This window comes from Bacillus sp. UNC438CL73TsuS30 (assembly GCF_000482325.1).
Lineage (GTDB): Bacteria > Bacillota > Bacilli > Bacillales > Cytobacillaceae > Neobacillus.
Genome location: NZ_KI535295.1, coordinates 1,538,422 through 1,559,295 on the forward strand (window position 1 = coordinate 1,538,422; position 20,874 = coordinate 1,559,295).

The 20,874-nt window shown below is 34.1% G+C and carries 17 protein-coding genes; 12 read left to right on the forward strand and 5 right to left on the reverse strand.

What is annotated here, in order from left to right; genetic code table 11:
- Nucleotides 1–305: 305 nt before the first annotated feature.
- A complete protein-coding gene (locus tag M028_RS30740; protein ID WP_051591150.1) occupies nt 306–749 on the forward strand; it encodes a hypothetical protein in 444 nt (147 codons plus the stop codon).
- A gap of 207 nt (nt 750–956) precedes the next feature.
- Here the strand turns inward: M028_RS30740 and M028_RS0121640 are convergent, their stop codons facing one another.
- Nucleotides 957–1,271, reverse strand: coding sequence for a hypothetical protein (locus M028_RS0121640; RefSeq protein WP_026575701.1), 315 nt, complete (start codon nt 1,269–1,271; stop codon nt 957–959).
- Between the two features lie 740 nt (nt 1,272–2,011).
- On the opposite strand from M028_RS0121640, the gene M028_RS0121645 reads away from it, so the two are divergent.
- Together M028_RS0121645 and M028_RS0121650 are read left to right on the forward strand one after the other, a co-directional pair.
- Nucleotides 2,012–2,338, forward strand: a complete 327-nt coding sequence (locus M028_RS0121645) for a nucleoside triphosphate pyrophosphohydrolase (RefSeq protein ID WP_026575702.1) — start codon at nt 2,012–2,014, stop codon at nt 2,336–2,338.
- Nucleotides 2,331–4,760: a DEAD/DEAH box helicase family protein gene (locus M028_RS0121650; RefSeq protein ID WP_026575703.1), complete on the forward strand. Its 2,430-nt coding sequence runs from the start codon at nt 2,331–2,333 to the stop codon at nt 4,758–4,760. The genes M028_RS0121645 and M028_RS0121650 overlap by 8 nt, the downstream gene beginning before the upstream one ends.
- 24 nt (nt 4,761–4,784) lie before the next feature.
- On the opposite strand, the gene M028_RS0121655 is transcribed toward M028_RS0121650, so the two are convergent.
- Together M028_RS0121655 and M028_RS0121660 are read right to left on the reverse strand one after the other, a co-directional pair.
- Complete coding sequence (locus tag M028_RS0121655) at nt 4,785–5,225, reverse strand: hypothetical protein (RefSeq protein WP_026575704.1); 441 nt, start codon at nt 5,223–5,225, stop codon at nt 4,785–4,787.
- A 265-nt stretch (nt 5,226–5,490) separates the two neighbouring features.
- Nucleotides 5,491–7,287, reverse strand: a complete 1,797-nt coding sequence (locus M028_RS0121660) for a GmrSD restriction endonuclease domain-containing protein (protein WP_026575705.1) — start codon at nt 7,285–7,287, stop codon at nt 5,491–5,493.
- Between the two features lie 373 nt (nt 7,288–7,660).
- On the opposite strand from M028_RS0121660, the gene M028_RS0121665 reads away from it, so the two are divergent.
- A complete protein-coding gene (locus tag M028_RS0121665) occupies nt 7,661–8,944 on the forward strand; it encodes an AAA family ATPase (RefSeq protein ID WP_026575706.1) in 1,284 nt (427 codons plus the stop codon).
- Nucleotides 8,931–9,575, forward strand: coding sequence for an RloB family protein (locus tag M028_RS0121670; RefSeq protein ID WP_026575707.1), 645 nt, complete (start codon nt 8,931–8,933; stop codon nt 9,573–9,575). Before M028_RS0121665 ends, M028_RS0121670 begins: the two co-directional genes overlap by 14 nt.
- A 249-nt stretch (nt 9,576–9,824) precedes the next feature.
- Here the strand turns inward: M028_RS0121670 and M028_RS0121675 are convergent, their stop codons facing one another.
- Both M028_RS0121675 and M028_RS0121680 read right to left on the reverse strand, forming a co-directional pair.
- Nucleotides 9,825–10,373, reverse strand: a complete 549-nt coding sequence (locus M028_RS0121675) for a hypothetical protein (RefSeq protein ID WP_026575708.1) — start codon at nt 10,371–10,373, stop codon at nt 9,825–9,827.
- Nucleotides 10,374–10,406: 33 nt separating this feature from the next.
- On the reverse strand, nt 10,407–10,790 hold the full coding sequence (locus tag M028_RS0121680) for an ABC transporter ATP-binding protein (protein WP_231510857.1): 384 nt from the start codon (nt 10,788–10,790) through the stop codon (nt 10,407–10,409).
- Nucleotides 10,791–11,007: 217 nt separating this feature from the next.
- On the opposite strand from M028_RS0121680, the gene M028_RS0121685 reads away from it, so the two are divergent.
- The 7 genes from M028_RS0121685 (at nt 11,008) to M028_RS0121715 (ending at nt 20,862) form a co-directional block, all read left to right on the forward strand.
- Nucleotides 11,008–12,915 carry a 3'-5' exonuclease gene (locus M028_RS0121685; RefSeq protein ID WP_026575710.1) on the forward strand — a complete coding sequence of 636 codons (1,908 nt, stop codon included), beginning with the start codon at nt 11,008–11,010 and terminating at the stop codon, nt 12,913–12,915.
- Nucleotides 12,916–13,509: 594 nt separating this feature from the next.
- Entirely contained in the window at nt 13,510–14,913 is a 1,404-nt protein-coding gene (locus tag M028_RS0121690; protein WP_026575711.1) for a sensor histidine kinase, read from the forward strand.
- Nucleotides 14,914–14,969: 56 nt separating this feature from the next.
- Complete coding sequence (locus M028_RS0121695; RefSeq protein WP_231510874.1) at nt 14,970–16,397, forward strand: response regulator transcription factor; 1,428 nt, start codon at nt 14,970–14,972, stop codon at nt 16,395–16,397.
- A 300-nt stretch (nt 16,398–16,697) separates the two neighbouring features.
- Nucleotides 16,698–17,819 (forward strand): class II histone deacetylase, encoded by a 1,122-nt coding sequence (locus M028_RS0121700; RefSeq protein ID WP_026575713.1) that lies wholly within the window; start codon nt 16,698–16,700, stop codon nt 17,817–17,819.
- Nucleotides 17,820–17,976: 157 nt separating this feature from the next.
- Nucleotides 17,977–18,849, forward strand: coding sequence for a polysaccharide deacetylase family protein (locus tag M028_RS0121705; protein WP_026575714.1), 873 nt, complete (start codon nt 17,977–17,979; stop codon nt 18,847–18,849).
- A gap of 70 nt (nt 18,850–18,919) precedes the next feature.
- Nucleotides 18,920–19,807 carry a nitrilase-related carbon-nitrogen hydrolase gene (locus tag M028_RS0121710; RefSeq protein ID WP_026575715.1) on the forward strand — a complete coding sequence of 296 codons (888 nt, stop codon included), beginning with the start codon at nt 18,920–18,922 and terminating at the stop codon, nt 19,805–19,807.
- An 11-nt stretch (nt 19,808–19,818) separates the two neighbouring features.
- On the forward strand, nt 19,819–20,862 hold the full coding sequence (locus M028_RS0121715; protein WP_026575716.1) for a sugar ABC transporter substrate-binding protein: 1,044 nt from the start codon (nt 19,819–19,821) through the stop codon (nt 20,860–20,862).
- The last annotated feature ends 12 nt before the right edge of the window (nt 20,863–20,874 follow it).

Sequence of the window (20,874 nt, forward strand, 5' to 3'; positions counted from 1 at the left end):
ATGGATATATTTTATCGCCTTTTTCCGCTCATTACACATTCGGCAACTTAAATAAAAAAGCCTTTTAACCATGAAGTATTAATACCAATGGTTGAAGGGCTTTTTTTGTATTTGAGCACTTTGTTTCCATAAGTTATCCGCCTCCGCATCTGGGAGGAAGAAGTCATTAAAAAAGAAGCGAAAATACTATAAAGAATTTTGGACACTGATTAACCTTTTAACAAATAATAACTACAAAAATTACTTGACCTTTTTTATTGAACTGGTAATTTTTCTTTAAACCATTTCTACGGAGGTCTGGCATAATGGGATTATATAAACATGGCCTATCAAAAACACGGATACATGGATTATGGAGAAAAGTTATAGATAGATGTACTAACCTAAATGCTTCAAATTATCATAATTATGGGGGTCGTGGGATATGGGTATGCAATTCTTGGCTTAATGATTTTATGGCTTTTTATGATTGGGCAATGTCTAATGGTTATCAAGAAGGGCTAAGCCTGAAACGTATTGATGTAAATGGAAATTATGAACCTAGTAATTGTAAATGGATAGAGCCGCGTGAGCAATGCAGGAACAAACGGGATACTAAATACGCAAATATAAATGGGGTGACAAAGCCATTAATTGAATGGGCTGAAATTTATGATGTACCCTATAAAACTGTTATGACAAGATTGTACAGGGGGAAGAGAGGAATAGACCTTTTTCAGCAAACAAAGAATTCACGAAAGGTATCATAAATGTAAATCTTCGCCACGGTTGTGAAAAGCGAAGTATTGACTTGCCTGCATAAAATATATGAATAAGCAGTGGTAATTAGTTTATTTGACCTGGCTATCAATTAAACCACTATAGATTAACCCCTTTAATCCTTTGTATTAACATTTCTGATTAAAGGTTTTTTTATGCACTCTTTCACCCTTTAAAAGGACGCGGGGGCTTTACTATTATTTTGAATTGGCTAAATTTAAATCTAATGGGCCATCTTTTATAGATATTTGCTCCGTACCCATAATAGTTTTTGAATCTGAAGGTTTTTCAAATTCAAATAAATAAAGGGTAGGTTTTTCCACCACTGTGTTACTTAAAATGTTTTTAGTATTATTAACAGTATTCTGAACTTCTAAAGGAGACAGTATGTTAAATCTATTTTGGGAAATCCAATTAGTAAAATTTTTTGCCTCTCCATCCATTGGTTCGCTGCTACACCATTTTTGGTTTGAGCCATTAATATTTTGAAATACAATGTAATGCTTATCCATATGCGTTCCTTCTTTGACCCACTGTCCGTAATATTTCCTTACTTTTGTATTTACTTCAACAATCTGTAACTTGCTTAAGTCTGGTTTGAATAGTACGTCACTTGAATTAAACAGCATAGGACAAGCATAAACTACTTCTGTACCGTGAACGAGACTTAGACGGATAAATGCTTCGTGTTGAGAATAAAGCCCATCCGATGATGGCTTTGTTTTGAGTAGGGACGGTAAAATGGAACATTATAACCAGGCGGAACATTTGAGTGTCCATCACGTGTATGCTTTTGTTTTATTTTATTAACGACCTTTTATTGTATGAATAGTCCTATAAAAAAAGTTGTACTTTCTCGACCATGTATGCAAGCTTCTATGTACGCCTCAAAATCTTTTTGGCTCATTTCAGATAATACAAATGCCATGTCAAAAGTCTTCAAAACTGCTTGAGACCTGTGTTCCAGGGTGGGGTGGATTCTACTAAATCCCGACAACTGTTTATATTAATATGTAACCCTAGATTATAATCTCATTTAATCATACCGATTTTGTTGTAAAAGGCCCTGCCCTCGAGAACATGTTATCTCCTGGGCTTTTTTTATACTTATTTTCCCAACAATCTTTATTCTTAAAATATTAAAATCCGTTGTTAATAAAAAGGACAATTCAGTTTTAGTATAAATTTATTTAGAAATCAAAGCCCTCCTTAGTTATAATTAAAGTACATAGATCTTGGAGGTAGCAGTAAAATGCCAACATACAATAAACTTGTTCGAGACAGAATTCCAGAAATCATTGATAATACAGGTAAAACTTTTTCTACTAAAACATTAAATAACGATGAATACATAACAGAACTTCGCAAGAAAAGCTTCGAAGAACTTGAAGAATACATGAATACCAATAACAATGAGGATGCCATAGAAGAACTAGCCGACCTTTTGGAAATTATCCATTCTCTAGCTGAGTACCACGGAGCTTCTATTGAGAAAGTAGAGGAGGTCCGTCAAAAGAAGGCAGAAAAAAGAGGCGGATTTAAAGAAAAAATCTTCTTAATTGAGGTTGAAGATGAGTAAGGTTGAATTAATCACCAAAGAATTAGGAAAACATCTGTTAGTTCAAATAGAAAAAGCTTCTTCAATTTGTATTTTAACCTCCTTTGTTATGAAGTCAGGTGTGGACTTCTTAAAGAATGCGCTCAAGGCTGCAGCAATAAGAGGTGCAGATATAAAAATATGTACAGGTGATTATTTATACGTAACTCAACCTGAAGGGTTAGATGCACTTCTCGCTATTGATGATCGAATTCAAATTCGTCTATGGAAGAGTAACGGTATATCGTTTCACCCAAAGGCTTATCTATTTCAAGACAAGGAGCAGGAATGCCTATTTATTGGCTCATCCAATTTATCAAGATCTGCACTTAATCAGGGTGTTGAATGGAATCTTTCCGTCAGCAATGATCAACGAGTTTTTGCTGAGGCGCTTGACCATTTTCTAAATGCCTTCTATGCGGGTCAAACAACCTCCTTAAATCAGGTGACATTGAAGGACTACCAAGAGAAATTCGAAGAGTATCATAAGAAAAACCCTAATTTAGCAAGGGCATGGTCTCAAATGGAAGAATTGGATTTAATGCTGCCTAGACAAATGGATGAACCTCCCTTAAAAGAAATGATAAAAGAAACAACAATTAAATACGGCGAAATCCAACCACGCTTTGCCCAATCGGAAGCCTTAGAGGAATTAAATAAAACGCTAGAAGAAGATTACAATAGTGCACTTGTTGTAATGGCAACAGGTTTAGGAAAAACCTATTTGGCAGGCTTTTTTGCTAAAAACTTTGACCGGATTCTTTTTGTTGCTCATCGGGAAGAAATATTACACCAAGCTAGAGATTCATTTCAAAGAATTATGCCGGATAAAAGCTTTGGTATATACAACGGTAAAGAAAAAGAAGGGCAAGCGGATATCATCTTTGCTTCTATTTATACTCTAAGCATGAGGGTACATCTTGAGCAATTTCGTCCGGATGAGTTTGATCTTATTATTGTGGATGAATTTCATCATGCTGCAGCAGATTCTTATAAAAGGGCCCTAGAATATTTCCAACCAAGCTTTTTGCTCGGTATAACGGCTACCCCAGACCGAAATGATAATAAGGATGTTTACGCTATTTGTGATGGCAACGTTGCTTTTCGACTCGATTTTTTAGAGGCGATTCAGCGAAAATGGTTATCTCCGTTTAAATATTTTGGTGTGTATGATGATACGGATTATAGTCAAATTACCTGGCTGGGAAATCGGTATGATGAGGAAGAATTACTCCAAGCTCAATTAAAAGAGGAATTAGCTCAAAAAATTCTACATGCTTGGAAAGATAAAAAGCAGACTCGGACACTAGGGTTCTGCTCATCTATTAAGCAGGCTAATTTTTTATCTGATTATTTTAATCGGAATGGTTATCGGACGGTTAGTTTGCACTCTCAACAGATTGCTGTTGGAAGAAAAGAGGCTATTCAACAGCTTTCTAATGGTGACATAGATGTCATTTTTACGGTTGATTTGTTTAATGAAGGTGTCGATATCCCATCAGTTGATACATTATTATTTGTTCGCCCAACCGAATCGCTGACGGTTTTTACACAGCAAATTGGCCGGGGGCTTCGCCTTCATCCGGGGAAAGAGACCTGTGTAATTGTTGACCTCATTGGTAATTACCGAAATGCAGATATAAAATTGAGTTTATTTGATACCCAGCCTAATGATGGAAAGGTTCGGCGCATACAGCCAAGTCTGCCAGCATTTTGTGAAATGGATTTGGATGTAGAAGTCATCGACCTTCTTCGAGAAATGACACGAAAAAGACAGCCAAGACGAGAAAAGCTGCTGAATGATTATTTTGATTTGAAGCGGGAACTTGGGAGAAGACCAACCTATTTGGAATTACATCTGAAGGGGGCTTCTGACTCTTCACAATACAGGCAGGAGTTTAATTCCTATGTTGGATTTTTGCATTGGGCGGAGGAATTATCAGAACGGGAGAATGAGGTTTTTAACCATTATGAAAACTGGCTTGTTGAAGCAGAAAAGACCGGTATGGCAAAGAGTTATAAAATGGTTGTTTTGCTCGGAATGTTAGAGAGAGGAATGTCAGATTGGTTTCAACCAATTAGTTCAAAGGAGGTTGCACCATTTTTTCATCATTACCTTATGGAGAAGGAGCATAGAAAACGGATTGATTTTTCCGATAAGGGTGCACAGAAACTATGGGATTACGATGAAAAAGGTGTCAGCAAGTTAATTGCTACGATGCCGATGACCAAATGGAGTGGCAGTTCTAAGGGGTTAATTTCATATGATAATGACGAATTTGTTTTAAACTTTGATGTTGCCGAAGAGGACCAGGAAATTCTCTTCAATTGGACAAAAGAATTATGCGAATATCGCCTTCATTATCATTTTGAGAGAAAGACAAGAAATCCCCGAATCAATTAACATTCGGGGATTTAGTATTTGAATTTATGCTTTAGAAATTTCATTAATTCTTAAACGTAAAACGATATTATTTTCCGATTGGCGGAATACTTCCTCTGAAATAATCTCATAAAACTTTAAATAAGTTAAAAAATGGTGAAGAAGTTTTGATGTTTTCTGATCGATTAATGAAAGATTTTTGCTGCTTTCAATTGCTGTTAAATCCGGAGCTAAATCAATATTAAAAAGTTTCGATTTCTCCTCCCGTAGACATTCTTCAGCATACTGAATAATATCTTCTTTTCTGACTTGATACATACGGATGCCATGCTTTTTACCACCAAACATTCCCATTTTAGCACCATTCAAAATTTTATTGTAATGTGATTTATCATTCTGATTAACAATCTTTAAAATGCGTATGACAATTTTATTTGCATCTGGAACAGTTACATAACCTGGATCAAGGTTATATGTTTTACCCAATTTTCATCCCCCCGGCGAGATAAAACTTTATTGCTATTCTTTATGGGGGGAAATAGGATTTCATTACTAAGAAAAAGTGAAAATATCCATTTTTAGTAATCAAGAAAATACCCAAAGCTGCTACAACTGAAATCTTAACATAGCCAGGAAAGCGTAGCCTAGCGGCAAAGGCTAGGGAATAAGAAAGTTTTATCTTTCGAGTTCTTCCAACGCTAAATAATCTAATGAAGAAGAGCTGCCCAATTTTGCAGCTCTTCTTCATTCATCATAATTTTTCATAAAAACGGCGAATTTTATTGGCCATAAGTTGTCTTCGTTCCTTTAGAAATTCCTCGTAATCGGTGTAGTCGAGATTAAATAACGATAAAGGGATACAGTTCATTCCCATGTTCGACTTTAACTCTTCTTCGTTTGTAATTTCTCCTATTGCAATCTGGCCGCCAGTGCACTGTTTCTCGACAAGCTCCATATAATTGGATGGGGCTTTGTCCTTTATCGAAAGGTTTACAATCTGTTCTGTATAAACATAGTTGGCGATTTGATTATATTTTCCACGATTGTTAATACCATTTTTCTGAAGATACTTTTTCGGGAAAATATGATGGACATCCCCACGTTCTTCGATTAAATGACTTACTGTTATTGACTTTGATAAAAAGGCATTATCTTTATCGTAAATTTGCGCCATTATAAACAAGTTGAAGTAGGGACTACTGGTAACGGAGGTATCTAAGTTCGTTACCAAAATATTGTTCCAATAAGCATCCGAAAGTTCGCCAGCTTCAATACTCTTTAAATAATTCATCGGTTTATCGGCAAGATTAAATCTCCTGATATCAAATTCAAACATTGTTTCGGGCGATCCTGAATACCGTTCAGTCAATACGGACAATACAAGCCACTTTCGAACAATTTGATTAATTTCATTTCCGTCGATATTTTTCTCACGAAGTAATAGAAAAAGTGTATAGGCAAAGTTTAACGCATTTTTTGAACGAATCAGCTTGGGTGTGATAATTCCTGAAGACTTCACAATCATAACAAATCGTTTAAAATTTGTTTCATTGATGAATTCAAGAACGCCATCCTTTAAAGTTTTAAAGGAAGATTCGATAATATCTTCCCTATACTCGCGCGTTTCAAAGTCACGCCCTGAAAGCAAACTTACTAAATTGGATATTTTTCCCCGTAAGAATTTATAAGTAAACGCCACCCTTAATAAGTCAGAATAGCTCGGTTCATAAATTGAAGAGTGATAATCTTTTACCCATTTGATTTTTTGAAAATTAGATGTTGAGGCAAAATCAGTATCATTATTTTCGATATTTGAATAATCAGCTGGATTTTTAATTAAATGACAGAAATAATCAATGGTCTTTCGGATTTCTGGACCTTCATAGGATTCATTTACGGTGATCTTGGACATTGCAAAGTCTGCTTGGCTTAGCACAACACCCGCTGAATTTATTCTTATAAATATTTCCGTAACTGTTTCAATATCAAGGTTATGTGAAAGTTCAATCATCCCGATACTGCTATATTTTATTTGCATTAAATTTTGGAGCACTTGATTCATTTCGTTATGATCCATTTCTGAATTTAATGAACAATATTCATTTATGTAACTGAATGAATTGAACCCAGGTGAGAAAACATCTGAAATATCTGGTATCCACTTTACATTTTTTAGGATTGCGGGGTTTTGCACTTCAAACTTTTCTTCTATTGGATTAAAAGCAATTCGGATTTTCTTCTTTTTGTAATTAGAATCTACAACCTCCTGACCCGTTATCGCTGCTGTTAAAGCGGTGATTCGTTGTTGTCCGTCAATTAGGATTTTTTTACCCATCGACAAAGAACCATCTTTTAGCTTTGTATCAGGATTTTGCCATGTAATGATATATCCAACCGGGTAATTTTTATAAAGGGAATCCATTAAATCCCTAACTTTTGTTGCATCCCATACAAAAGGCCTCTGGATTTCCGGTATCGCAATCATTTTATTCTTAATCCAACTTATTATGGATTCGACAGTACTATTGTTTACGTTGTAATTACTCACTTTTTCACTTCCCTATAAATGCAATATTACCTTAAAGTATAACGTAAATTCCCTAATGAATTCCAATTTCAATCATGCCAAATCACTCCTAGCAATATATTTCATTCGATTTAAAAAGTAGTTGAAGGGATACGAAAGGATATGGCGAACCTATTATTAGAATAATATAAATGGGGGATTCGCAATGAACTTAAAAACTTACTTTCCACTCTCATCACTTTATTACAAAAAATGAAAAATTAAGCAAATACTAAGAATGAATATTATGTAGAATTTTATAAATATAATAGGTAGATTGGAGAAAAAATCGAAAATAATTGCTTTATTTTATCGATACAATTAAAATTATAGAAAAAAGGAGAAGGTGATTAAGGTGTTATTAGAATTTTCTGTTGGGAATTTTCTTTCGTTTAAGAACAAAGTCACCTTTAGTATGGTTGCTTCAAATCTCAGAGGTCATGAGGAAGACAATGTTTTTTCTTTGAGTAAAATAGATCTTCTAAAGACTGCGGTAATTTATGGAGCTAATGCTAGTGGGAAAAGTAACCTTTTTAGCTCAATGTCTTTTATGAAGAATTTTATTCTTAATTCATCAAAGGAATCACAATCTAATGAAAAAATTAACGTAAAAGAGTTTAAATTTAGTTCAGATACATTAAATAAGCCTAGTGAATTTGAAATTATTTTTATTCATGAGGAAATTCCTTATAGATATGGATTTATTATTGATACAGAAAAAGTACACAGAGAATGGTTGTATTATGTGCCAAAAACTAAGGAAGCTAAACTTTTTGAGCGAGAAGGTCAAAATATTTCTTTAGGACCTTATTTTGATGAAGGAAAAGGTTTAGATAAAAAAACGCGAAAAAATGCGTTGTTCTTATCAGTAGTAGACCAATTCAATGGAGAGAAAGCAAAAAAAGTAATGGATTGGTTTGATAGGTTTTATGTGATTTCTGGAATTAGGCATGATCAATATAAGAGATTTACAGTTGAAATGTTAGACAACTTGGAGTATAAGCAAGAAATTGTCAAATTCTTAAAAAATGCTGATATTGGTATTGAAGACATTAGTACAATTGAGTTATCTGATGAAGATTTACCTGCTAAAATGCCTAAAGAGCTAAAAGAATTAGTATTAAGTGAAAGAATAATTTCTACAAAACATGGGGTTTTGGATAGTGAAGGTAATGTGATCGATTTTGAATTAATGAATATGGAAAGAGATGAATCAGAAGGTACAAAAAAGCTTTTTGCATTGTCGGGTCCAATCATTGAGACCTTATTAAAAGGAGAAACCTTAGTTATTGATGAATTGGATGCAAAATTACACCCTTTAATTACTCGCTTTATTCTTAACTTATTTCAATCCACAGATAAAAATCCTAAAAATGGACAACTAATTTTTGCAACACACGATACGAATATTTTAAGTAGCAGATTCTTTAGAAGAGACCAGATTTGGTTTACAGAAAAAGATAAATACTCATCTACGGATTTATATTCTTTAGCAGAATATAAAATGGAAAATGATAAAAAGGTGAGAGTAGACGCATCGTTTGAAAAGGATTACATTCAAGGGAAATATGGAGCAGTTCCATATGTTGGGGATTTTGATATGCGTATTAACGGTGGGGGAAATTATGGGGACAGATAATTTATTTCATAAAAGACGTGAAAGAAAAATAAATTCTAGAAAAATTGCACCTGATCGTTTTTTAATTGTTTGCGAAGGAGAAAAAACTGAACCAAATTATTTTAGGTATTTCAAGAATAAAATTAATGAAATAAAAAAAGACACTGTAAATATACAAATTGAAGGCACTGGAAAAAATACAATTAGTTTAGTTGACCATACTATTAGGCTGATGAATAGAGCTATTCCCGATTATACTCAAGTATGGTGTGTATTTGATCGAGATTCATTTCCTACTGGGAATTTTGATATTGCAATAGAAAAAGCAACTAAAGCTGGAATACAAGTGGCTTATTCGAATGAAGCTTTTGAATTGTGGTATTTACTTCATTTCCATTATTATGATTCTGCCTTTAATCGAGAGCAATATATCGAAATATTAAATAGCATTTTTAATCAAAAATTAGATATACCTTATGAAAAGAATATAGAAGGTATATATGAAATTATAAACAGCATAGGAAATGAAGATTTTGCAATAAAAAACGCAAAAAAAGTTAATGCAATGAATCAGCATTTGAATCCGGAAAATGCTAACCCTTCGACTAAGGTTTATGCCTTAGTCGAAGAGTTAACTAAATTTATTAATTAATACACTTTTGAATACTATTTTTTTCTCTCATTTATTCTATAAAAAGTAAAATTTTTCATAAATATAATATTACCCGAAAGTGGTATTAAACATTTTATTTGGATTTCTATCAATATATATTTCCTCAGGTAGTTTTATTGAATTTTTATTTCACTACTATTTTTAGTTTAGAATTAAAGACCTGTAATTCATTATGAATTTGCAGGTCTAAAATTTAATTTGACTATAAAACTTGATGTTATTATAGGATCACTTAAATTCCAAAATCTTCTCTAAATTCTTTAAAAGGAATTCTTTTCCCATGTCATTAAATAATACCTGTTCATATTGTCTGTTTTCAAAAAATCGAATTCCAGTAACGATTCCATACCCTTCGGATTTACCATTCGTTATCGTTCTTGTATTTCCATTATCGTTTTTGATTTCGCTTAAAATCCCCATCTTTTTTAACTGTTTATTAATCATAGACCCATTGATCCTTTTCATTACACGTGTATCAATTACATCATTTATTGCTTTAGCCAAATCGTTTACTCCAATTTTTCCTTCTGGAAAAATAACCTTTGATTTCTGTTCCTGGGTGATTTTAAATGATTTTTTACGGGTTGAGGTGGGTGATTCGTTTTTAGTTATCTCAGACTCAATATAATTAATTAGAAAAAATAAAGACCGAATGATCTTGGGATCATTTAAAAAGCTATCATTATGTATAGGAATGTTGTTAATAGGGTCCAATCCGTTTGCTATTTTGGATATGATATTTTTTGATTCTTGTAATTTGTCAAGACCATTATTCATGCAATTCAACACCTCAAATAATATTTAAAGGAACTAAAATAATTTTTTATTTCTCAAAACCCCTTTTTTAACCAGATTCACAAGGATCCCCTTATTCTTATATCGATTAAAAGCAATTAACTTATTTAAATCCTTCACTGTCAACTTTGCTGCATCTGCTGCCAATTCATATTCACGTGTCTTCTCTATTAGAGATAGAGCAAACTCAATTTGTTTCGGCGTTAAAGAGTAATCCTCTTTGTCAATCGGGGATTGGTTTGCAGTAACTTGTTGCGTAACAGTCTTCTCAATCGTCGCGGCATGCTCTCTAAACTTCGCCTCCACCAGTGCCTCCACCTCTGCATGACTAATGGACTTGACTTCATGTTTTGTTATCTTTGGGGCTGGACTAAATAATTTATCCAGGATTCCTTTCAACAATTTCTCCACTTCACTTTCTATCCGTTCTCAACATTTTCTATGTATGGTTAATGGTTCTTTCATTCTATTATTAAAAGAATAGGATAAAAATACAATACTTTTGGTAGAATTTTGTTTATTATAGGAGAAAATTGTTATATTTTAGCGGGATATTTAGTCCGTTTGCACTATTTGTAGTATAATGGAGAAAAATGCAAATTTTGGAGCGGTTTTTATGGCAATTACCATACCTGAAACAATCAGATCGACTGCAACCACCGGTGAGCGGTTATTTTTTCGAACTCTCAAAACCTATCTGCCTGATGACTATATTGTCTACTTCGAACCGGAAATTCAGGGGAAAAGACCTGATTTTGTCATTATTGGACCGGATCTTGGACTTGTCGTGTTGGAAGTGAAAGATTACACGAAAAAAACACTTTTTCAAATCAATCATGATGAATGGCATATCGTGACCACCTCTGGAGATCAGGCGGTGATTAAAAGTCCGATGAAGCAGGCAAGAGATAATATGTTTCATGTTGTCGATGTCCTAAAGAAAGATAAAAATCTAGTCCAATTAGATGGGAAATATATGTTTCAATTAAAATTCCCATACGGCCATGGAGTCGTATTTACGAGAATGAATGCAAAGGATTTTGTTCAGGAGGGACTATATTCCGTCATTGAACCTCATCTCTGTTTGACACGCGGTGAAATCGATCCAGATAAAGAGGAGTTTTCTGAAGAAGTCTTAATGGAAAAGATTTTGAATATGTTTGTCGTTCCATTTCGGCTAAGGGAACCACTTTCAACTGAAGATATCAATGCCATTCGTTATCATTTATTTCCGGAAGTAAGGATAAGCGCCGAATTTAAACCGCCTGTACCTTATCAGGACCAGCTATTACTTTCGTTACATGATATTAAAACGATGGATTTACATCAGGAAAATCTTGCGAAACAAATTGGTGATAAAAATCGTTTGATTCGCGGGGTAGCAGGGAGCGGCAAGACGATTATCTTAGCCAGTCGGGCGAAGATGTTGTCCAAACAGAACCCGGATTGGAAGATTCTTATTCTTTGTTATAACATTTCACTGGCGAATGCGATCCAACAAATGATCCATCATATGCTGAATGAGCCCGAGGATTTATTCGATTTTGATCCGAATCGAAAAAGTGTTCAAAATCAAAACATTATCGTTCGGAATTTCCATGCTTGGTTAAAAAATGATTTAAAAATTCGAGAGCAGCAGCTGCCTGATATCATTGAAAAAATTGAGAAGAATGAAGCCATTCTACCAAACTATGATGCGATTCTTATTGATGAGGGTCAGGACTTTGAGACGGATTGGCTGCGTCTAGTTAGCTTGCTGTTAAATACTGAAACTCAATCTCTTTTGCTAGTAGAAGATCGTGCTCAGACCATTTACAATCGAAAAAGGTCTTATGTGCAGGATACCGGTTTAAGTTTCCAAGGCAGATCGAAAGTTTTATCGATTAATTATCGAAATACACAGCAAATTGTTAAGTTCGCATGGGATTTTTACCGCGAACATTCCGTGTTTAAAAATAAAGTGGTGAACCGTGAGCTGGAAGGAGAGATTATTGCCCCGCAAAGCACAAAGAGAAAAGGTCCGGATCCTGGAATTTTAAAGGCCGCCAACTTCTTTGATGAAATGAGATTAGTTTCGAGACAAATTAAGAAGCTGCATGAAGAGAAAAAGGTACCATATGAAGAGATGCTGATCCTTTATCGAGTGAAACGGACGCATAAATTCCCCATCATTGATATCATTAAACGTTCATTAACCGAATACGGACTCCCGTTTTATTGGATAACTGAAAATGATGTATCGAAGCGATCCTTTGAGAAGGAGGATGGCAAAATCAAAATCAGTACCATCGACAGCAGTAAAGGATTGGATTTCCGGGCTGTATTTATCGTGAACGTTGATTCGATGCCATTTCCATTGGAAGAGGATAAAGAGAGGGAAGTATCGTTGTTATACATAGGGATGACGAGGGCGAAGGAGTATCTTTGTTTGTCTTATTCGGGGGAATCGGAGTTTACGAAATATCTTGATCAAAATTCAACGGAAAGAAGAAGGCTATTGGGGAGAATTGAAAATATAAAATAAATATTTTAGCATTTTAACAGATAAAAGAGATTTAAAATTAGAAATATAGGGAGAGTGTAGAAATTTAGAAAGGCTTATATTTTAAATACAAATCTCACGAATAATTAATTTTATATATAGAATTCTAGTGCCTGACCCCCGATGGACTAAAGCGTTAACATACTGGGAGTCAGGCACAAATTTCAAGTTTAATAAATGGATTTCTACAGTTATTGAAGTTAAATCTAATGACAAAATCATTTTTGCTAGACATGGTACAAAATCTGAACGAAAAAATCCAATTGTTTTAAAAGGCATATATATATGATGTTGGAAATATTATTCGAATTTCACTTCTCAGAACAGTGAGTTTCAATATCTATGATTAGAAGTAATGTTATGGAGATGAAATAACGGCTCTGCAAAAGTTGAGTAATTATTTGTCAGTGTTATTCACAGAATACTAATAATTATTAAAATTTATTAAAAACTATGATATTATTAATAATAAATTGCTATTTAAAGGTGTATCTACAAAACTATTAATCCGCATACTAAGGTTTCCTCATGTGTTATAAGAATTATCCATAATTAAAATTAGGTAGTAGGTGTTACATGTATATTTCCAATAAATACAAATATTTCACATTCTATCTACTTCTTACGATTATCCCTATCATCCTTATAAATTTTTTGCTTTACAATTTGCTTTATTCACAATTACAAAAAAATATTTTGGAAAGCAATTTAGATATCTTAAAACAATCTAATAACACACTTTCACTAATAAAAAGTACAGGAATTACAATAAAAGCAAATGATGAAATGCAAAAAATAATTTATTATTCATTGTCTAATTCTATTTGGGGGGAAGGGAGTGAGTTGTTAATAGTAGACGGTGACCAGAACTTAATTTTTACTACTAATAAACACATGGCAAGTAAAAAACTTGAAACTCCTATTTTTAAAACTTCTAAATCGGATGGCTATTTTACTGTTAATTATCTTAACGTAAAAAGAGAATTAAGTTTTTCATATAATCCTATACTGGGTTGGTATTTAATTATACTAAGCCCTACAGCTGAGATTTTTAAACAAATTTCCTACATAAAAACATTAATGACTACCATCACCATTACTAGTATTTTTATTTTGGTTTTTATAATCTATTTTGTATCCTCACGGTTAAATAAATCTACGGCAACTCTAAAGAAAAAGTTGAAAGATATTGAAAATGGCGAAATTAGAATCATAGATGATCGAAAAATTAGGATTAAAGACGAACTGTGGGAGATCGGATTAAGTTTTAACAGAATTGTACATCGGTATACTGAAATGGAATACCAAAACAAACTAATGAACAATGAAGCGAAATTACTTGCTTTACAATCTCAAATTAATCCACACTTTCTGCATAATACACTAGAAACCATAAATTCGATAGCATATATTAACAATGTTCCACTTATTTCTGAATTAAGCAGGTCATTATCCAGCATGTTTCGCTATAATACGGTGAGTAATGGGAAGTATGTTACGTTGGGTGATGAGATACAACATGTTGAAAACTATCTAAATGTTCAACTTATTAGATTTGAAGGTATGATTGAAAAGGAAATTGAAATTGACAAAGATATTTTGAACTGTAAGATCATAAAATTTGTCCTTCAACCTATAATAGAAAACTGCTTTGATCATGGACTCGAAGACTTGACCGAAGGGGGAGTAATAAAGATTAAAGCCTGCAGGGATAATCAACAAATAAGAATATTTGTTGAGGACAACGGTGTGGGAATGGAAGAAGATGCAAGGGAAAGATTGAATAAAAGTTTTAAAGAAAACGTAATTCATAAAAATGATAGAGAAAAATCTGATACTAATACGGGTGTAGGGATTTCAAATGTAAACAGCAGAATAAAACTTGCATTTGGGGACGAATTTGGATTATCCGTGGAAAATCGGGAACCCTCAGGTCTCATTGTAAGAGTAAATCTACCTTTTATCATTAATCAGAACTAATAATCATCTTATATGGTAATTTTAATAACTTTATGGGAGGGAAGTATTTGATTAAAATGATGATTTTGGAGGATGAACCTTGGATTAGAAAAGGGATAGAAAATATGTTGCCTTGGGGTGATATGGGGATCGATTATGTTGGTTTTGCAAGTAACGGTAAAAAAGGTTTGGAGCTCCTCGATACCTATAGGCCAGACATTGTTATAACCGATATAAAAATGCCAATTATGAATGGAATCACTTTTTTGGAAAATATACGAAAAATGGGGCTTAATCGTATTAAAGTAATCATCCTAACCGGTTATGATGATTTTATATTTACAAAGAAGGCTATCCAGCTCGGGGCAACAGACTATATTTTAAAACCAATTGATCCACATGAATTAAAAGAAACAGTTATAAAAGCGATTCATACCATCAAACAGGAAAACCAAACTTCCCTAAATGTATCTAGGGTACAGGTAGCCAATTATCTGTACGAACAAGTTATGCACACTTCAAAACCAGCATATGAAGAATTCATCTTGCCATTTCCTTACTTTAGTTTATTGATATCTACGGAACCATTATCAAAACAAATATTAAAAACGGATTATTCCTTATGCGATTATTTTTCCTTTCAATTTGGTTATGCCATGGTGTACACCTTATGCTTTCAGAATGAAATATCTTACAAAGAGATGTTGAAGGGACGATTATCCACATTACAATATGCTTCCAATAATTTGGGTATAAGCAAACTTTATTCAAGTGAACGAAACCATATTGTCGATGCATTCCAAGAAGCTCAGATTAATTTACAAAAAAATCTAAAGCACGGTATAAAGATTGAGGATTTAAACCGTAAGAAATTCTATTTGTCTAAAGAGCAGGAAAAAGAAATACTATCTTTGTTACAAATGGGCGAAAAGACAAAGCTCCTGCAATTTATGAAAGAACTGATAAAAACTAATTTCTTGTTTGAGGAGAAATGGATTTTCACCTTCCAAATTTATACATTTTTGAGTCGGTATTTAAATAAGCCGAACAATATAATAAACAATAATAGCTTGTTTTATAAATTGAAAATAGCGAATTGTAATGAAGATTTAGACATGATTACAGAAGAGGAAATTTTCCCTTTACTTGACCAAATCATAGGGGAATGGAATAAGTCGCCATCGGATATTGGAAAAAGAGCAAAAAAATATATTGATGAAAATTTTGTGAATCCGTTGTTATCATTAACTTTGGTAGCCGATACGTTAAAAACATCCCCTTCTTATTTAAGCCACATATTTAAGAATGAACTTAATGTGAATTTTATAGAATACTTAACTGAAAAGAGAGTTTTATGTGCAAAGGAAAAGTTGTTGAACACGAAAATGCCCGCTTATCTAATTAGTGAAGCTGTTGGATTTAACGATTCAAAGTACTTTAACCGTGTATTTAAGAAACAAACAGGTTTAACACCAAAACAATTTCGTGAAATAAGTAATACTTAATAGGTCATTATTTTCTTATATTTCTTTAAATCTACTTTTTTAAAAAACCTATTTGAAAGTGAAGAATCCATTTGAATTAAATGGGTTTTTTCTATTTCCTGGACTATTAAATCTTTCCGCTGAAATGATGCAATACCTAACTGGCCTAGAAAAGCACTTGTTTCCTTTTAGATAAAACTAAAAAAAATACACCTATTCAAAATATTATAATTTTCTGAATAAACTGAATGGCCTATAATTTTAAATAAATATACTACACTACGATGTTTTATTTTTATTTAAAGAAAGCGGGGATTTTAATTGGAAAAAAAAACAGCTTATATTTATGATGAAAGTTCCTTTTGGCATGATACTGGAAATGGTGCATTGTTTATTCCAAGTGGAGGGTTTGTTGAACCGGATTCTTATGTTGAAAGTCCTGCGTCAAAAAGACGGGTAAACAATCTATTAGAACGATGTGGAATGATGAAACAACTTGAGGTGATAACCCCTCGTCCAGCAACTAGAAAAGAAATTGAATATTATCATACAGAAGAGTATATAAACCGGATTAAAGCGTTAAGCGATGGTTTTGGCGGAGATGCAGGGGATGGGTATACACCGTTTGGAAAAGGTTCTTATGAAATTGCTCTTCTTTCTGCTGGAGCTGCTATAACTGGGGTTGAGGCTGTTATGGAAGAACGGGTAAAAAACGCATATGTAATGTCAAGACCTGCTGGGCATCACGCAGAGGCAGATTGTGGAAGAGGATTTTGTATATTTAATAATGTTGTGGTTGCGGCTGAATATGCAAAACAAATATATGGCCTAAATCGGATTATGATCTTAGATTGGGATGTGCATCATGGAAATGGGACAGAAAACGCCTTCTATAATGATCCTAGTACATTATTTATCTCACTGCATCAAGAATATAATTTTCCCCAAGATAGAGGGTTTGCAGAGCACATTGGAGAGGGGGAGGGACTTGGCTTTAATATTAATATTCCTCTTCCGCCAGGAACATCAAATGAAGGTTACATACACGCATTTGAAAGGGTTATCATTCCCGTGGCTAATGAGTTTAAACCAGAATTAATTATTGTTTCGGCTGGGCAGGATTCAAGTATCTATGATCCCCTATCAAGGATGATGGTAAATTCGGAAGGATTTAGACAAATGACGGACCTTGTAAAAGGGATAGCTGATCGCCATTGTAATGGGAGAATCGTTATTTGTCATGAGGGAGGTTATAGTACTGCTTATGTTCCTTTTTGTACATTGGCAATCATTGAATCCCTCAGTGGTCTAAATTCGGGTGTGGAAGACCCTTTTAGGATTTTTCATACAAATATGCTTCCGATTCACCGTTTAATGGATCACCAAAAGGCCTATGTTGACAATGTAGTAGAGTTAATATCCCCTTATTGGAATTTAGATTAATTTATATGGTTCAGGTAAATCAAAAGAATGTCCACCTTACTAGAAGAGCCAAATTTTTAAAAAAATCAAATATCCTAATATAAACAAATAGAATAGTTGAAAGTCCTGTTTTTATAGTTTGAAAATGCTTGAATCAAAAATAGTGGAGGGATTGTTTGTGCAAAGTACTGGAAAGATTGCCTTGCCTGAAGGAAAGAGAGTGGCGGTAAACATTGGTGTAGATTTTGACGCTGCATCTGTATGGATGGGGACCTTTAAGAGATTTTCCCCTTCCTACATGGCTCGAGGTGAGTTTGGTGCGGAAGTTGGCGTTCCAAGATTACTAAAATTATTTAATAAGTATACCATCCAAACAAGCTTTTGCATTCCAGGACATACAATCGACACACACACTGATATCTGCAAAGAAATCGTTACAATAGGACACGAAGTCTGTCATCATGGGTACGCACATGAAGACCCGACTGATTTACCATATGAGCAGGAAGAGAAGATCATGAATATGGGTCTTGAGGCATTAGATCGAATTGGTGTTAAGCCTAGAGGTTACCGTTCCCCATCGTGGGATTATAGTCCGAACACTCTTAGTATTTTGGAAAAACATGGGTTTAGCTATGATAGCAGCTTGATGGGAAATGATTTATATCCTTATCGTCCGCGTCCAGTTGAGATAAATGAGGATAACGGAAATAAATTTGGGCCGCCAAGTAAAATCATAGAGATTCCGGTGTCCTGGTACTTAGATGATTTCCCTACACAGGAATTCGTTCCAGGAGGGGCTGAGGGGATGAGATCAAATCAAGAGTTATATGACAGATGGAAATCAATCTTTGACTATGCATGTGAAGAAGAGGAAGGAGCGTGTTATATATTAACAGTGCATCCTCAAACCATCGGTCGTGCACATAACATTCAAATGTTAGAAAAATTAATCAAATATATGGATTCCCGTGGAGCCTGGTTTACTACATTAGGCAGTATTTATGATTCATATGTTGAAAATATAGAATATGTTATTCATCCTGAATAATGAAAAGGGCTAATCTATCATTACCAGTAAATGGTTTTGATATTTAAATTTATTAGGAAGAGGTGATTCTATGAAACTTGTAAAAATCTCTGTATGTCAATTTAAATTAGAGCCGGTAAGCAGCTTTAAAGAGTTTGAGAATCAAGTCAATGCATTGTTGAAAGATGTGCCTTCAGATTCCGATTATGTCCTATTTCCTGAGTCGTTTACCGTAGGGTTATTAACTGTTTTCCCAGACTTTAATGAATTAGAAGTAAAAGAAGTAACTAGAATCGATGAATTTACGCAACAGTACAAGAATTTCTTTAGTCGTCTTGCGAATGATAGGAAGCAGGTTATTATTGGAGGATCCCATTTAGAACGCCGAGGAGATAACTATTTTAATATTGCTTATATTTTCAAACAAGATGGAACCTATGTAGGACACAAAAAGACTCATATCTTTCCTGCAGAGGCAGATTGGGGAACAAAAGAAGGAGATCAAATCGAAGTTTTTGATATCGGACCTGCAAAAATTGGGGTGGCTATCTGTTATGAGGCTGAAATTCCCGAAGTGTCTCATATCTTAAGTCAAAATGGTGCTGAAATTATTTTCTGTCCATCTTATACAATTACAGAACATGGATTTTGGAGAGTTCGTCATTGCGCCCAATCTCGTTGTATTGAAAACCAGGTGTATTTCGTCCATTGTCCAACAGTTGGTGAGATAGGCGGACCTGTAGGCAAAGGATACGGCCGAGCTTCAATATTGAGTCCTTGCGATAGTGCTTGGCCGGATACAGGGGTTATCACTGAGGCGGAAACAAATTGTAGCATGGTTATTACAGGCATAGTAGACCTTGATGAATTATATGAAAATCGTAAAAATGGAGCAGCAACAACATTTAAGGATCGACAACGGAGAAAAGAGTTGTATTTAAAATACAAACCATATAAAGAACAAGAAATAAATATTTAGGAGGAATTTTGATGAGAAAGTTTATGCCGCTATTCATTTTATTGTTAATTGTCATGTTAACAGGATGTAATTCAAGCTCAAGCTCAACCACTGGGAGTTCAGGTAAATCAGATAATGCAAGTGCGGGTTCAAAGGTAACTGATTCTAATAAACCTAAAAGAATAGCATTTTTCTCATCCGCTGCAAGTAATAACTATTTACAAACAGCAATCACACATGCTGAAAAGACAGCAAAAGATTTAGGCATGAAATTAGACGTGTTTGATGGCCAATTTGATCCCCTGGTGCAATTAAACCAAATACAAAATGCTATTACTTCAGGCAAGTATGACGGTTTTGTCGTAGAAGCGAATGACGGAAATCTAGTTTGTAAAATTCTAACCGAAGATGCCCCTAAGGCAGGAATTGCTGTTGCAGCTATTGACATAGAACTTTGTGGTGTACAGGATAATGCTCCAAAAGGTGTATTAAGCTTTGTAAGTGGTCAAGGGCTTGTTGTTTATAAGGATATTATGCAAAAAATTATTAAGGACAATCCTGAAGGCGGCAAAATAGCTGTGATCGGAGGTCCGGCAACAGGTAGTAACTATATAAATATGATGCAGGCTGTTAAATCCGAGTTAACCTCGCAATCTAATTGGAATCTAGCAGGTGAATTTGCTACAGATTATACAGCTAACAAGGCATATCAAGTGGCTCAAAACGTATTACAAGCCAATCCAGATTTAGATGTTATCTTTTCAAATTATTCGGGAATGACGGTCGGTGTCGTAGAGGCTGTAAAATCAGCAAACAGAAAGAATGTTAAAATTTATGACTTTGGCGGCGACCAATGGTCCTTTAAATCGGTAGAAAATGGTGATATTCAACAAACGGTTATTATGTTACCAAAAGAAGAGGTTCAAAGGGGTTTAGAAGCACTGCATGACCATTTTAATGGCAAAGAAGTTAAGAAGTTTTATAACTTAACACAAGAAGAAATACTGCCAGGAACACCTTATGTCGAAAAGGATAATATTAAAGAGTTTAAAGCAAAAGGATTACCGGAGTATTAAAAAGCTTGGAGG